Origin of the sequence: Bradyrhizobium daqingense (assembly GCF_021044685.1) — a bacterium.
Lineage (GTDB): Bacteria > Pseudomonadota > Alphaproteobacteria > Rhizobiales > Xanthobacteraceae > Bradyrhizobium > Bradyrhizobium daqingense.
In genome coordinates this window covers 2,637,398-2,651,424 of sequence record NZ_CP088014.1, presented here as the reverse complement: position 1 = coordinate 2,651,424, position 14,027 = coordinate 2,637,398, and the positions used below count along the sequence as shown (strand labels likewise).

The following is a 14,027-nucleotide window of genomic DNA, read 5'->3' as shown; positions in this document are numbered from 1 at the left end:
GTTGCACCCTCTCTTCAGGTGATGCCGAGCATCTTGCGGTTGGCAGCATCGTCAGCGCCGGTGCCTGCGAAGTCGTCGAAGGCTCTCTCAGTAACCCGGATGATATGGTCTCGGATGAACTCGGCACCCTCGCGCGCGCCTTGCTCGGGATGTTTCAGGGCACACTCCCACTCGAGCACCGCCCAGCTGTCGTAGTCGTATTGCGTGAGCTTCGAGAAAATGGCGCCGAAATCGACCTGACCATCGCCGGGCGACCGGAAGCGCCCGGCACGGTCAACCCAGCTCTGGAATCCCCCATAGACGCCCTGGCGGCCAGTCGGGTTGAATTCGGCGTCCTTGACGTGAAATGCCTTGATGCGCTGGTGGTAGATGTCGATGTAGTCGAGATAATCGAGCTGTTGCAGGACGAAGTGCGAGGGATCGTAGAGCAGGTTCGCGCGCTTGTGGTCATTCACCCGCGCGAGGAACATCTCGTAGGAGACACCGTCGTGAAGGTCTTCGCCAGGATGGATCTCATAGGCGAGATCGACACCGTGCTCGTCGGCATAGTCGAGGATGGGCCGCCAGCGCCTGGCGAGTTCGTCGAAGGCCGTCTCGATCAGGCCAGCGGGACGCTGCGGCCAAGGGTAGACATAGGGCCAGGCAAGCGCGCCGGAGAAAGTCGCCTGGGCAGTAAGCCCGAGTCGCCTGGACGCAAGAATGGCGCGCTTGACCTGATCGACCGCCCATTCCGTGCGGGCCTTGGCGTTGCCGCGCACTTCCGGCACGGCGAAGCCGTCGAATGCCGCGTCATAGGCGGGATGAACGGCGACGAGCTGGCCTTGGAGATGCGTCGAAAGTTCGGTGATGGCAAGGCCGTGGCGGGCCGCGACACCCGTCACCTCGTCGGCATAGGCTTGAGACTCCGAAGCCTTTTTCAGATCGAAGAGCCGGCCATCCCAACTCGGAATCTGAATGCCCTTGTAGCCCAAGGAGGCGGCCCAGCCGCACATCGTGTCGAGCGAGTTGAACGGCGCCGCGTCGGCAGCGAACTGAGCGAGGAATATCGCAGGACCTTTGATCATCTTCATCGATTGTTTCCTTCCCCTTGGACGTTCTTTTGGGGCGAATGCCTGATGGCGTGAGCGACAATCAATTCGGGCGCGCTCGGCTGAGCGATAGTCCGCAACTGAACACGTTGCTCCCACTTCCCAACGCTCTGGACCCATCATCCGGATCGCTTTTCTTGGTGCGAGGATGCCGGCCATCAAGGGAGAGCGCAATACCGGACTATGCGCGCCGGGGCTATCGCATTTGGGAGTTTTCCCTGCGGCCATCCTTCGAGACGCCCGCTTGGGCGGGCTCCTCAGGATGAGGACGGAGTTCGCGGCGGCAGTTTCAACGAGCGCTGACGTTAGATGAGCCTCATCCTGAGGAGGCGCGTAAGCGCCGTCTCGAAAGACCAGGCGTGGGCGCAAGCCGCCGCCACAAGTCATATGCGATAGCCCTGGACTGCGCACGGGGAGGCTCTAGAGCGAGATCGGCAGTGTCAGCGAAAGCAATCGTACGGACGCGGCTCCGCATTCTCGCGGCTGAATTCGCCCGAGCTTTGCTTGATCGCTCCACCCTCTTTAATCAAGAGGGCGCAGGGAAGGCCGGGTGCTGACACAGCACCCGCGGTCCGCTGCGCGAAAGCACACGCAGGAAGAACCGCACAGCAGCATACAGGTGGTGCCGATCACTCGGCCTTCCCTGCGCGATGGTCGGACGGCTTATGCCGTGCTCTCCCGGGAGCCGAGTTCCTTCTGGCCTCCCTCGCGCCTCGCGGAATTCACCGGCACCGCGCCGGTTGACGCTGATGCCGCCTCCGCAAGAGCTTGACCGTAGCAACGACGGCCAGGACCACACGGTTTTGCCGTACGCACGGCCCGCCATTTCGCCGCAGTTTTCCCCGCTCCGTCGACAGAGCCGGAAACTTGCAAACGAGACAAAGCCTAGCAGCGCCGTTCGTCCGCACGATGCCCTGGGCTCACGGAGAGCAATCCGCCCTGCCCTAGCTGTCGCGCCCGACGCTGCCGCGTCCACCGCAAGCCCGGCTCGCGAACAAGACGACCTCATGATCGCCCCTCAAGATGAGCCGGGATGGGTGAGATGTACGACAAAACCGAATTTCGGTAAAGTGGAATATTTTTGTGCGGAGGGGTTGACAGGGTGACGGCTGGCAAACGTCTGCCCGACAGGCGGCCACGACGATCTAACGCCGGCTTGTTCACTCGGGGGCGAGTCTATTAAGCTAACCTCAAAGGTCGAGTCTCTTTTGGATCAGATATTTGAGTTGCTAGGTCATTAGGCTAATGGAGAAGAGTTCGAACCGATCGTCGCCCTTCGTTGTATGGTCGGCCGAAAAGTACAAGGCTGTTGGCCACTGCATCTATTGCGGTTCAGCTGCCAATTTGTCTGATGAGCACATCGTTCCTCTCGGCTTGCAACCCAAAGGGGGTGACTGGTTCTTGCCGAAGGCCAGCTGCGCTGAGTGCGCTGATGTCACAAAGCGATTTGAGGGATTGTGCCTGCAAGGCACCCTTGGTCCACTGCGCGCAAAGCTGAATTAGAGCTGGCCCCGCAAATTCGGACAGTAGCTTGAGTGGATTTTCTGCCTGACAGCGGCGAGGATTCTTGCTGCGAATCAGGAGCGAAGATGACGAAGAAGAGCCGCCGGACGCATTCTCCGGCATTCAAGGCGAAGGTTGCTTTGGCTGCGGTCAAAGGAGACAAGACACTGGCGGAGCTGGCGCAACTGTTTGATGTTCATCCGAACCAGATCACGATCTGGAAAAACCAGCTCCTGGAAGGCGCCGCCGGCGTGTTTGGGCATGACAAGACATCGGCCGAGACGCCGGTCGATTTGAAGGCGTTGCATGCCAAGATCGGCGAGCTGGCGTTGGAAAACGATTTTTTGTCCGGCGCGCTCACCAAGGCGGGCCTGCTGAGCGCAAAGCGATGATCGACCGCGGTCATGATCTTTCTATCGTGCGCCAGGCGAAGGTCCTGAAGCTGGCTCGCAGCACGGTCTACTATGAACCTCGGCCAGTTTCGGCCGAGGACCTTGCCTTGATGCGTCGGCTCGATGAGCTGCATCTCGATTATCCCTTCGCGGGAGCGCGTATGCTGCGATCGTTGCTGCGGCGGGAGGGGGTATACGCCGGTCGCCGCCACATCGCGACGCTGATGAAGCGCATGGGGATCGAGGCGGTCTATCGTCGCCCGAACACGAGCAAGCCGGCTCCGGGTCACAAGATCTACCCGTACCTGTTGCGCGGATTGAAGATCGAGCGGCCCGACCATGCGTGGGCAATGGACATCACCTACATTCCGATGCGGCGTGGCTTCGTCTATCTCGCGGCGGTCGTCGATGTGTTCAGCCGACGGGTCCTGGCCCATCGCGTCTCGATCACAATGGAGGCGGCCTTCTGCGTCGAAGCGGTCCAGGAGGCGTTGGCGAAGCACGGCAGGCCCGCGATTTTCAACACGGACCAGGGCAGCCAGTTCACCAGCCTCGAGTTCACCGATGTGCTGCTGGACGCGAAGATCGCCATCAGCATGGATGGCAAGGGCGCCTGGCGCGACAACGTGTTTGTCGAGCGGCTCTGGCGCACGGTCAAATACGAAGAAGTTTATCTCCGCGCCTACGACAGCGTGTCCGAGGCGCGAGCGTCAATTGCCAAGTATCTGGCCTTCTACAATCAGGGACGCCCTCACTCGAGCCTTGACGGGCGCACGCCCGACGAGGCTTACTTCGGCACGCAAGCTATGGTGATGGCCGCATGACCGTCGCCGACGATTTTGTCGTCGCTCTGGTCGGGCTACGCCCTCCCGACGCAACGACAAAATCGTAAAGCCCCGCGTTCAGCATAACCCGGCAGGAATCCACTTAAATCCAGCGGGGCGCTGTCCAAACAACCGGGGCCAGCTCTATTTGAGGAGCCGCCGCAAACCTAAGACCACCGTTAAGCTCACCACGAACTATCGCAACGACGGCCATTTAGAGACGCGAATAGTACCGCTCGACGAATTTCCAATGGTCTGCTTAGGTTTCGACTTTGAACCTGCCGGCCTACTTCGTCACGCTCAGCCAACGAATAAATTTGGTGGGCGCCACGTTGTCGGGTATCAAATAGGACAACTGGAGGAGCATCTTCAGGAGGGTGTGGCTTTGAAACTCGGCCGAGTTGGACCACTCGAATACGCAAGGATGCTTGCAAAGATCGCTCATAGTTATGCGATTGCCCGATTCGGTGAAGTTTCGTTCGTCCCCTGCTTGCCCGATATCATCCTAGGAAAGAGTGATTACGCACCGCATTTCGTAGGCGGGGACAAGAGTGGCGTCCCTCTGGCCGATCAGCCAAACGTTCTACATCACGTTTACGGCCAGACTTGCGATCTAAACGGCGAGCCCCATCTATTGGTCGCAGTACGGCTATTCGCTTTCATGGGCATGCCGAGATACTTAATCGTCGTAGGCAAAATAACTGACGGCGATTTGAAGCAACTGCGACGTCCTATTTGAATCTCGCAAGGGCGCTCTACGCATCCTGCGTGCAGCGCCCGCCTAGATTTCGTCGGGCCACTTAGCACGAACTGCGGGTAACAACTTGTCAGTCAGACTTCGGCGACCGTGACAAATGAGCTTGTCAGCCTTTCCTGCAAGCTTAGTTTCGTAGAAAGCGACGCCAAGCAGGTGAAAGTTGACCGGCTCGATCTCACCTTCGTATCTTCTCGGGGAAGTACACACGGAAGCATCCACCTCCACTCATTCCGCCATAAGACTGGGGAGCTTCGAAATCTGCATCCGACTCAGGGATGAGTTCCAAGCGATCGAAGCCTTCGCGCCCATCGTCGATAACCGTCGCACGACCCACAATTGCAAGCGACCGCTGGACGATGAGTTTTCGATCGTGCCGCATGTTTACCTTCTGTCCCATAGCCTCAACGCCCCCTACGACGACATCGACGACTTTGCTGCCTTCCGGCGTCTCAGTTCGTACCCGTTGTTCGTCCTTTTCGAAGCTAAGGAACGCGCCATGCAGCTCGATTGACACGGCCTTGCCCTTTCTGATGCGGATGAAAGCAAGGTCTGGCCCATACTCATCCTCATCGCGATTCTTGAAAGTGACCGCATCCATGAGACGTACTTCCTCCCATATGGAATGCATCTCAGTACTGCGCGGCGGATACAGATAGATACCGACTATCTCAAGTTCGCGAACTACTTGCCACACGTGGGCTGCGGTCAAGATGCCATACGTGTTGCCAATTCTCAAAAGTGTGCCTGATCCGCGGAGTTCCACCCGATCGGAAGAGAACAACTCCAGGAATCCCATGGAGTAACGTGACAGATTCAGTTGCACTCACGCCTCCCGTCCCTACTTGGTGGCCCATCAGCAATCCGGCTGCCTTGAGGCTTGCCCGAGTCGTTAGCCGTCGCGGCACACAGGACTGCTGCAGGCGATATGAGACCCATCAAGAACTTTTCGACACCGGCGCTTGATGGGCCGAGAGTGCTTAAGCTAATCTACGCGCTAGAACGTTTGCGGCATTGAATCATGGCTGGCGAAAGCGTTAAACAAGTATAACACGGCTCCACTTTGCGGATGGATGCAGAACTCGTAGGATGGGTAGAGCGAAGCGAAACCCATCAAAGCCTTGTCGAACAGAAGCATGATGGGTTCGCAAGTGCTCTACCCATCCTACGGCCTTTCAGCCAGCGCAAGCTCGCTCGATTGCAGTCACATAGGATCTCCAATCGAACGCAAAGGGGCCGACCTTCGATAGCTTTGTTTCGCTGTCATCTCCATTTTCATGCGCGAAGTCGGACCAACTCACGACGCCATCGCTTCGCGATATGAGTGCGGTAATAGCTCCGCACGCGAGGTCTCCACATTCAGGACAAACATACAGAGCCACGCGGCTACTCCCGCCGATCGGAACGGCTCGGGCTCTCGTTGAGGGACCGAAAGGCAACCGGACAAATCGAAGTTGGAGGCACCGGTGATAGTAAAGAGAGATTGCCTGTTGACGACAAAATCGAAGGTGTATCGCTCCTTCTTCGCGGAGCTTCCGCCACCGCTTCGGTGAAGCACTACGAGTTCAAGCTGGTCAGACATTCCCCAACACTCTGCGCCTAGTTGATCTATGCAGGAAGAGCGACCCGGGCAGCAGAGCGATACGACCCGCACAATGCAACCCGTCAGCGTCGGGTCGAGCACACTCGAACTTCTGGAGAAATGTCAGCGATTTAGGTGAGTTTGGTAGCGGGAGAGGGACTCGAACCCCCGACCCCAGGATTATGATTCCCGTGCTCTAACCAGCTGAGCTACCCCGCCACAGGGTCGCGAACGGCGGAACGCCGATCTCGCGAACGCGCGGCATATAAGGAAGGGGGCGGCGGGAAGTCAAGCAAAGTGGCCGCCTTTTTCCGCGGTTACAAAGCCCATGGCAGGACGAGCCGCCTTTGCGAATACGGCCTCTTTTCAATGAGTTCGTCATGGCCGGGCTTGTCCCGGCCATCCACGCCTCGATTTGCGGGCGCAAGAACGTGGATGCCCGGGACAAGCCCGGGCATGACGAACTGTGAAGCGGAACGGCTCTTATTTCGGCCGCACGTTGGGATCGCCGCCGGGGCTGCCGGGGGGTGGGATGACCGGGGTGTTGCCGCCGGTGCTTGGCGCGGGGGCGTGCATGTCGGGATCGACGCCCGCGGGCGGGCAGAGCACGCCGTCGGTCTTGGCGAGCTTGTCGCCGAGCGGTTCCCGGGACTGGCCGGTGGTGGTGCCGTCGGGGGTGGTGGCCAGCCGATCGGATGGGGCACATCCGGCGGCACGTTGCGGGGATGGCGGCGCGGTCGCTTGCGGCGGCGTCGCCGGGGCGGGCGGGGCCTGCGCGATCGCACTGCCGGAGGCGGCGATCAGGAGGCTTACCAGGATGATGTTCGATGTCGTGCGCATGGGAGGAAAACGCGCCGGCCTCGGCACGTGTTCCCGCGGTACGATCACGATTTGCGGTAGCGGATCAGCGAGAAATGGCCCATCGGCGGCATGGGGCGGCGCTCGGTGAGGGTGATGCCGCCGTGCTTGGCAGCCCAGCCTTCGAGGCGGGCCCACGGGAATTCCGGGCGCCAGCCGAGGCGGCGAGCGATGGGGGCGAAGGCGAGCTCGGAGAGCTTGCGAAGACCCTTTTCCGCGCCGATGTGGTTGACCAGGATCAGCTCGCCGCCGGGCTTGAGCACGCGCACGAACTCGTCGAGCGTGCCTTCGGGATCGGGCACGGCGGTGATGACATATTGCGCGACCACCGCGTCGAACGCGTTGTCGGGGAAGGCGAGGTTCTTCGCATCCATCACCGAGAGCACTTCGACATTGGAGAGGCGCAGGGCCCGCACGCGCGCCTGCGCCTTGCGCAGCATCGGCTCGGAGATGTCGACGCCGCAGATTTTCGTGGTGCGCGCATATTCGGATAGCGAAAGACCTGTGCCCACGCCGACGTCGAGGACGCGGCCGCCGATGCGGTCGGCCTCGGCGATGGTCGATTGCCGGCCGGCGTCGAACACCTTGCCGAAAACGAGATCATAAACCGGCGCCCAGCGGCCATAGGCCTTCTCGACCCCGGCCCGCGAGATGTCTGCTGCCATGCCCCCTGCCCTTACTTCACCTCTCCCCAACCGGAGAGGTAAACCCAGCCCATCCACCGGTGCTCGATTTCATCATGACTCAGCCGCGCACGGCTTCCGCGAGCGGGCGCGGGGTGGCGGTGCCGGCCTTCGCGGCGGCGCTCTGGATGAAGCCGCCACCGAGCACGCGGGCCTGGCCCGAGGGCGCGTCGTAGAACACGCAGGCTTGTCCGGGCGAGACGCCCTCTTCGCCCGCGACCAGCTCGACCTCGTATTGTCCGTTGCCGCCGCGCAGCCAGGCTGCTTGCGGGCTGCGGGTCGAGCGCACGCGCACGAACATCTCGAGGCCGGAGCCAATGGCGCGGTCGATGTCGCCAACGCCGATCCAGTTGACGTCGCGCAGGACGATGCGGTGCATCTTCAGCGCATCGCGCGGGCCGACCACGACGCGGCGCGCGGCGGCATCAAGGCGCACCACGAACAGCGGCGCACTGGCCGCGATGCCGAGGCCGCGGCGCTGGCCGACGGTGAAATTGGCGATGCCGTTGTGCTGGCCGAGCACGCGTCCGTCGAGATCGACGATCTCGCCGGGGTCCATCGCGTTCGGCCTCAGCCGCGTGATGATGTCGGTATAGCGCCCCGTCGGCACGAAGCAGATGTCCTGGCTGTCGTGCTTGTCGGCAACCGCGAGCCCAAAACGACGCGCGAGCTCGCGCGTCTCGGGCTTGGTCATGTCGCCGAGCGGGAAGCGCAGGAAGTCGAGCTGTGACTGCGTGGTCGCGAACAGGAAGTAGCTCTGGTCGCGGTCGCCGTCGGCGGCGCAGACAAGCGCGCGCGAGCCGTCGTCGCGGCGGCGCGACGCGACGTAGTGGCCGGTGGCGAGCGCATGCGCGCCGAGCTCACGCGCGGTCTTCAAGAGGTCGCGGAATTTGACGCTGCGGTTGCACTCGATGCAGGGCACCGGCGTTTCGCCGAGCGCGTAAGAGTCGGCGAAATTGTCGATGACGGACTCGCGAAAGCGGTCCTCATAGTCGAGCACATAGTGGGGAATGCCGAGCTTGGTCGCGACGTCGCGCGCGTCGTGGATGTCCTGGCCGGCGCAGCAGGCGCCCTTGCGGTGGGTCGCCGCGCCATGGTCGTAGAGCTGAAGCGTGATGCCGACGACGTCGTAGCCTTCAGCCTTGAGCAGCGCAGCCGTCGTCGAGGAATCGACGCCGCCCGACATGGCGACGACGACCCTGGTGTCCTCAGGACGGCCTTCGAGATCCAGACTGTTGAGCATGGGCCTTGTGAACTGTGCCTTGTGAGCAGCGCCTTGGCGTTCTGACGGCGGCGTGCGACGCATCCGCGATTTGCGTGCTTCCTTCGGGACATCGGCAATCCCTTGGGAATGCTGGTTCCCCTAGGAGGCACAAGGCCCTGTCGAAAGCGGCTGAGAGTGACCTCATTAATATAGGCGGCATTCCGGTGAAGCAATCACACGGGCGCCTGCTTAGGGCAATTCTTGCCGGGGCGGCAGAAATGCCGGGGTCGCAGCGGCATCGCCGTAGCGGCATAAATTCTACAAGACATTGATTTCATTATTTAAATTTGCCACTCGAGAGGCTGGCCCGCTCCTTGCTCCCCTCTATGCCGAAATGTTTCCATGAGGTCGCCTGTGGTCGGTCGGACGTCAGATATCGTGGCAAGCGTGCAGGTCCCAAGCGCGCAGCAAAAGCCTGTCCGCTCGCAGGCTCCGAAAGAGAGTTCCGCCGCCGACTCCTTCAGCTCACTGGTCGACAGCAACACCCAGGCGATCGACAACAACACGCAGGCGCAGGACACCGCACCGCGCCGGAGCGAGTCCGCCTCCTCGTCCGCCCCTGATAGAGCGCGCGACACCGCGTCCAGGGATGAGCCCCCGCAGAGCCGGGCAAGCGATGAGTCCGATAGGTCCGCGCCCGCCAAGAACGACGACGACAATATGGCGAGCGACACCACGGCCGATCCGGCCAAGGACGCCGGCAAGACCAAGGACAAGGATAAGGTCGAGGCCTCCGACACCAAATCGACCGACAAATCGGACGAGACGAAGGTTGACAAGACCGACACCATCGACGGCACCGACGCCGCGACCGCCGCCGTCGATGTGGCTGCCGCCGCGCCGGCCGATGCGGGCCAGACCGCAATTCCCGATCCCAACGCGATCATCGTCGCCGCGCCCCTCATGCCGACCGATCCGAACGCGGCCGCAAACCAGGCCGCCGCCAGCGCCGCTTCGCCGCTGACCATCGCCGCCGCGGGACTCGCCGCCAGCGCCTCCACCGCGGCGCAGATTGCCGGCACCAAGACCGACACCGCCACGGCCGGCGACAAGAGCGCCAAGACCGCGGGCGCGGTGGTCGATGCCGAGACCACGACGACGCTCGGCGAGACCGCGACCGGCACCGCTGAGGCGACCGCGACCGATGCGAAGGCCAATGGCGGCCTGATCGCCGCCGTCAACCAGGGCACGCCGAAGACCTCGTTTAGGGATGCGGCCACGGCGCAGTCCCAGGCCGACGTCTCCAATATCGGCCAGGAGGCCGGCAAGACCGACACCGCTGCTGCGACGCCAACGCCGGCAACCGCAGCCGGTGCCAACGCTGCGCATGCCCAGGCAGCCAAGCCTCAAGGCGACGCCGGGCTGGCCGAAGCCAAGTCCGGCGCCGCCGATCGCAGCGCCGATGCCGCGCCGACAACCGCCAATACCCACGCTCATGCAACGGCGCAGGCGAGCCTGCCCGCGACCGACACCAGCGCGCAGGCCGCCTCGGCCGTGCAGGCGCCGCTGACCAATACGACCTCGGCCGCCACCGCCTCGACCGCAACACTGACCGCGACCGCGGCGACCCACACGGCCGTGCCCATCAGCGGCATCCCGATCGAGATCGCCGCCGCGATCCGCTCCGGCAAGTCGCGCTTCGACATCAGCCTCGATCCGGCCGAGCTCGGCAAGATCGATGTCCGCATCAATATCGACCGCAACGGCCAGGTCACTTCGCATCTCACCGTCGAGAAGCCGGAAACGCTGCAGATGCTGCGGCAGGACGCGCCGCAATTGCAGCGCGCGCTCGACGATGCCGGCTTCAAGACCGGCAGCAACGGCCTGTCCTTCAGCCTGCGCGACCAGAATTCGTCGGGCCAGAACTCCGGCCAGAACCAGGACAATGGCGGCAATGCCCGTCGCCTGGTCATCAGTGAGGACGAAACCATTGCAGCAGCGCCCGTCGGACGCGGCTACGGCCGCATGCTCGGATCGAGCAGCGGCGTCGACATCAGAGTGTAAGGAGTATTGGACATGGCTACCACGAACGCCGCGACCTCCTCGCCCGTCGTCTCCGGAACGACCGACCTCCCGAAATCCTCCTCGTCGAACTCGCTGAGCTCGACCACGGGATCGACGCTCGCCGGCAATTTCCAGACCTTCCTGACGCTGTTGACGACGCAGCTGCAGAACCAGAACCCGCTGGATCCGCTCGACACCAACCAGTTCACCCAGCAGCTGGTGCAGTTCGCCGGCGTCGAGCAGCAGCTCAAGACCAACGATGCGCTGGCCCAGCTCGTTACCCTGCAGCAGACCACGCAGGCGACCCAGGCGCTGGGCTTCGTCGGCAAGACCGCCTTGGTCGACGGCTCGACCGCGACGATGAAGAACTCCTCGGCGACCTGGCATCTCAACGTTCCCACCGACTCGACCGTCGACATCACCGTCGCCAATGCCAGCGGCCAGACCGTGTTCACCGGCAAATATACCGCCGCCGCCGGCACCGACATCCCCTTCACCTGGAACGGGCAGGGCAACGACGGCACGCAATGGCCCGACGGCAAGTACACGATCTCGGCCACCGGTAAGGACATCGCGAACAACAATGTCGGCATCGCCGCCCAGGTGCAGGGCGTTGTGTCGTCGGTCGACCTGACCCAGTCGCCGCCGCTGCTCACCATCGACGGCGCCAGCTACACCCTGAGCCAGGTCAAGAGCATCATCGCGACCAGCAATTGAGGGACGTTCGTCCGCCAAACATTCGGTGTCATCCCGGCCTAGTGCGCAATTGCGCACTAGGCCGGGACGACGGCTGGTAGAGCCCTCGCCGGCCTCGTTCGTTAGCAAAGTATTTACGAAGACCCCCGCTTGGCCTGCTGAAATCGCGTTTTCAGCGCCCCGGGCCGCCCGTGTTCCCGCCAGTTTCAACGAGAATTGTATTGAAGCCTTAGGCTTAGCGGATTTTTAAGCCGCAGGGGTTACGGTTACGGCGTGAGTTCAGTGGTTGAGAGTTTGTGAGTACGCCATGACAGAACCCCATCGCCCGAGGGTAAAATACGTCATCGGGCCGGACGGCAGTCCGTTGACGATCGCGGATCTGCCTGCACCCGGCACCAAACGCTGGGTCATCCGCCGCAAGGCAGAAGTCGTCGCCGCTGTGCGCGGTGGACTTCTCTCCCTCGAGGAGGCCTGCAGCCGTTATACCCTGACGGTCGACGAATTCCTCTCCTGGCAGTTTTCCATCGACCAGCACGGTCTAGCGGGTCTTCGCACCACCCGCATTCAGCAATATCGCCAGTAAGCGATCCGGAAATCTGCGGCTTTTGACGAAAATCGGCCCCGCCCTGCGAGGCCGATTTTTTCATGGCGTTAACTTTTGTCCGACCTCTTAACCTTCGTTAACCATATCGAAACCATCACCTAGGCAATAATTGCCCACTCGGCCTTTCCGGTGAAAGCGGCCGAATCTGTTGGGGCGGTTGCTTGCAAGGTCTTGCGGACTTTCTGAAAAGTATCGGCGCCGCCCGGTTCGGGGCCATGATCGCGGTCACTGCCGCGCTCATCGGCTTCTTCGCGTTCGTGATCATGCGCGTCACCACGCCGCAGATGACGACGCTGTTCACCGACCTCAGCGTCGAGGACTCCTCCAGCATCATCAAGGATCTGGAGCGCCAGGGCATCCAGTTCGAGATCCGCAATGAGGGCTCCATCATCATGGTGCCCAAGGACAAGGTCACGCGGCTGCGGATGAAGCTCGCCGAGGGCGGCCTGCCCAAGGGTGGCGGCGTCGGCTACGAGGTGTTCGATAAGTCGGACGCGCTCGGCACCACCTCCTTCGTCCAGAACATCAATCATTTGCGCGCGCTGGAGGGTGAGCTCGCCCGCACCATCCGCGCCATCGACCGCATCCAGAACGCCCGCGTCCATCTGGTGCTGCCCGAGCGGCCACTGTTTGCGCGCGAGGCGCCGGAGCCGTCGGCTTCGATCGTGGTCCGCGTCCGCGGCTCGCTCGAGGCCCAGCAGATCCGCGCCATCCGCCATCTCGTCGCCTCCGCCGTCAACGGGCTGAAGCCGCAGCGGGTCTCGATCGTCGACGAGGCCGGCCAACTCCTGGCCGACGGCGCCCAGGCCGATCCGGAGCAGGCGCTCGGCGACGAACGCCGCATCGCCTTCGAGAAACGGATGCGCAAGCAGGTCGAGGACATCGTCTCCTCCGTGGTCGGCTCGGGCCGTGCCCGCGTCCAGCTCTCCGCCGATTTCGACTTCAACAAGGTCACCCAGACCTCGGACAAGTTCGATCCCGAAGGCCGCGTGCTGCGCTCGAGCCAGACCCGCGAAGAGCAGAGCATGACCGCCGACAACACCGGCCAGGTCACCGTCAACAACGAGCTGCCCGGCAACCAGCAGAACAACGGCGTCGCGGCCAAGGACCAGAGCAAGAAGACCGAAGAGACCAACAATTACGAGATTTCCCGCACCACCAAGACCGAGGTGACCGAGGCTGGCCGGGTCAACCGCATCTCGGTCGCGGTGCTGGTCGACGGCATCTATTCAAAGAACGACAAGGGCGAGCTCGCCTATCAGGATCGCACCAAGGAGCAGCTCGACCGCATCGCCGCGCTGGTGCGCTCGGCGATCGGCTTCGACCAGAAGCGTGGCGACCAGGTCGAGGTCGTCAACCTGCGCTTCGCCGACGCGCCCTCCACCGCCCCGATCGGCGAACCCTCGGGCTTCCTTGGCATGCTTCAGTTCACCAAGGATGACCTCATGTACTTCGTCGAGCTCGGCGTGATGATGCTGCTGGGTCTCGTCGTGCTGTTCCTGGTGATCCGTCCGCTGGTCAAGCGCATCCTCGCCTCCGACGAAGTCGCCGCCGCCATTTCGGGCGTGCTGACCGGCCCCACCGCTTCGGAAGAGCCAGCGCCGGCCACCGGCCAGCCACTGCTGCCGAGCGGCGCCGCCAGCGCGATCGACGTCGCCACCATCCAGGGCCAGGTCCACGCCCAATCCGTCCACCGCGTCGGCGAGCTCGCCGAACGCAACCCCAACGAAACCGTCGCCATCATCCGCCAATGGCTGACAGAACCCGCGAAATAA

Annotated in this window: 10 protein-coding genes and 1 tRNA gene; 5 read left to right on the top strand and 6 right to left on the bottom strand. The window is 62.6% G+C overall.

Annotated elements, in window-relative coordinates; all coding sequences use genetic code 11:
* Window positions 1-14 precede the first annotated feature (14 nt).
* Window positions 15-1,070: a sugar phosphate isomerase/epimerase family protein gene (locus tag LPJ38_RS12700; RefSeq protein WP_145641675.1), complete on the bottom strand. Its 1,056-nt coding sequence runs from the start codon at window positions 1,068-1,070 to the stop codon at window positions 15-17.
* Between the two features lie 1,607 nt (window positions 1,071-2,677).
* Between LPJ38_RS12700 and LPJ38_RS12695 the strand changes: the two genes are divergently transcribed.
* Window positions 2,678-3,807, top strand: a protein-coding gene (locus LPJ38_RS12695; protein WP_109866565.1) for an IS3-like element ISRj2 family transposase whose coding sequence is annotated in 2 segments (ribosomal slippage) — window positions 2,678-2,930 and window positions 2,930-3,807 — 1,131 coding nt in all. Because the reading frame shifts where the segments join, the coding sequence is not laid out codon by codon here.
* A gap of 932 nt (window positions 3,808-4,739) precedes the next feature.
* Here LPJ38_RS12695 and LPJ38_RS12690 read toward each other — a convergent pair.
* The 5 genes from LPJ38_RS12690 to mnmA form a co-directional block, all read right to left on the bottom strand.
* The gene (locus LPJ38_RS12690; protein ID WP_145642462.1) at window positions 4,740-5,387 is read right to left on the bottom strand and encodes a hypothetical protein; all 648 of its coding nucleotides are present in this window, start codon (window positions 5,385-5,387) and stop codon (window positions 4,740-4,742) included.
* An 898-nt stretch (window positions 5,388-6,285) separates the two neighbouring features.
* Window positions 6,286-6,362: transfer RNA gene (locus LPJ38_RS12685), tRNA-Met, on the bottom strand.
* 264 nt (window positions 6,363-6,626) lie between these two features.
* Window positions 6,627-6,983, bottom strand: a complete 357-nt coding sequence (locus LPJ38_RS12680) for a hypothetical protein (protein WP_145642460.1) — start codon at window positions 6,981-6,983, stop codon at window positions 6,627-6,629.
* Between the two features lie 44 nt (window positions 6,984-7,027).
* Window positions 7,028-7,666, bottom strand: a complete 639-nt coding sequence (locus tag LPJ38_RS12675; RefSeq protein ID WP_145642458.1) for a class I SAM-dependent methyltransferase — start codon at window positions 7,664-7,666, stop codon at window positions 7,028-7,030.
* Between the two features lie 79 nt (window positions 7,667-7,745).
* A complete protein-coding gene (mnmA, locus tag LPJ38_RS12670; protein WP_145642456.1) occupies window positions 7,746-8,927 on the bottom strand; it encodes a tRNA 2-thiouridine(34) synthase MnmA in 1,182 nt (393 codons plus the stop codon).
* A gap of 375 nt (window positions 8,928-9,302) precedes the next feature.
* On the opposite strand from mnmA, the gene LPJ38_RS12665 reads away from it, so the two are divergent.
* From LPJ38_RS12665 to fliF, 4 genes are all read left to right on the top strand, one after another.
* Complete coding sequence (locus LPJ38_RS12665) at window positions 9,303-10,952, top strand: flagellar hook-length control protein FliK (RefSeq protein ID WP_145642468.1); 1,650 nt, start codon at window positions 9,303-9,305, stop codon at window positions 10,950-10,952.
* A 12-nt stretch (window positions 10,953-10,964) separates the two neighbouring features.
* Window positions 10,965-11,669: a flagellar hook assembly protein FlgD gene (locus LPJ38_RS12660; protein ID WP_145642453.1), complete on the top strand. Its 705-nt coding sequence runs from the start codon at window positions 10,965-10,967 to the stop codon at window positions 11,667-11,669.
* A gap of 286 nt (window positions 11,670-11,955) precedes the next feature.
* Window positions 11,956-12,231: a CtrA inhibitor SciP gene (gene sciP, locus LPJ38_RS12655; RefSeq protein ID WP_002714638.1), complete on the top strand. Its 276-nt coding sequence runs from the start codon at window positions 11,956-11,958 to the stop codon at window positions 12,229-12,231.
* Between the two features lie 182 nt (window positions 12,232-12,413).
* Complete coding sequence (gene fliF, locus LPJ38_RS12650) at window positions 12,414-14,027, top strand: flagellar basal-body MS-ring/collar protein FliF (RefSeq protein WP_145642450.1); 1,614 nt, start codon at window positions 12,414-12,416, stop codon at window positions 14,025-14,027.

Bases quoted from the DNA above. Each gene is read 5' to 3' on its own strand.
- LPJ38_RS12700 (WP_145641675.1), bottom strand. From the start codon at position 1,070: ATGAAGATGATCAAAGGTCCTGCGATATTCCTCGCTCAGTTCGCTGCC.
- LPJ38_RS12680 (WP_145642460.1), bottom strand. From the start codon at position 6,983: ATGCGCACGACATCGAACATCATCCTGGTAAGCCTCCTGATCGCCGCC.
- LPJ38_RS12675 (WP_145642458.1), bottom strand. From the start codon at position 7,666: ATGGCAGCAGACATCTCGCGGGCCGGGGTCGAGAAGGCCTATGGCCGC.
- mnmA (WP_145642456.1), bottom strand. From the start codon at position 8,927: ATGCTCAACAGTCTGGATCTCGAAGGCCGTCCTGAGGACACCAGGGTC.
- LPJ38_RS12660 (WP_145642453.1), top strand. From the start codon at position 10,965: ATGGCTACCACGAACGCCGCGACCTCCTCGCCCGTCGTCTCCGGAACG.
- sciP (WP_002714638.1), top strand. From the start codon at position 11,956: ATGACAGAACCCCATCGCCCGAGGGTAAAATACGTCATCGGGCCGGAC.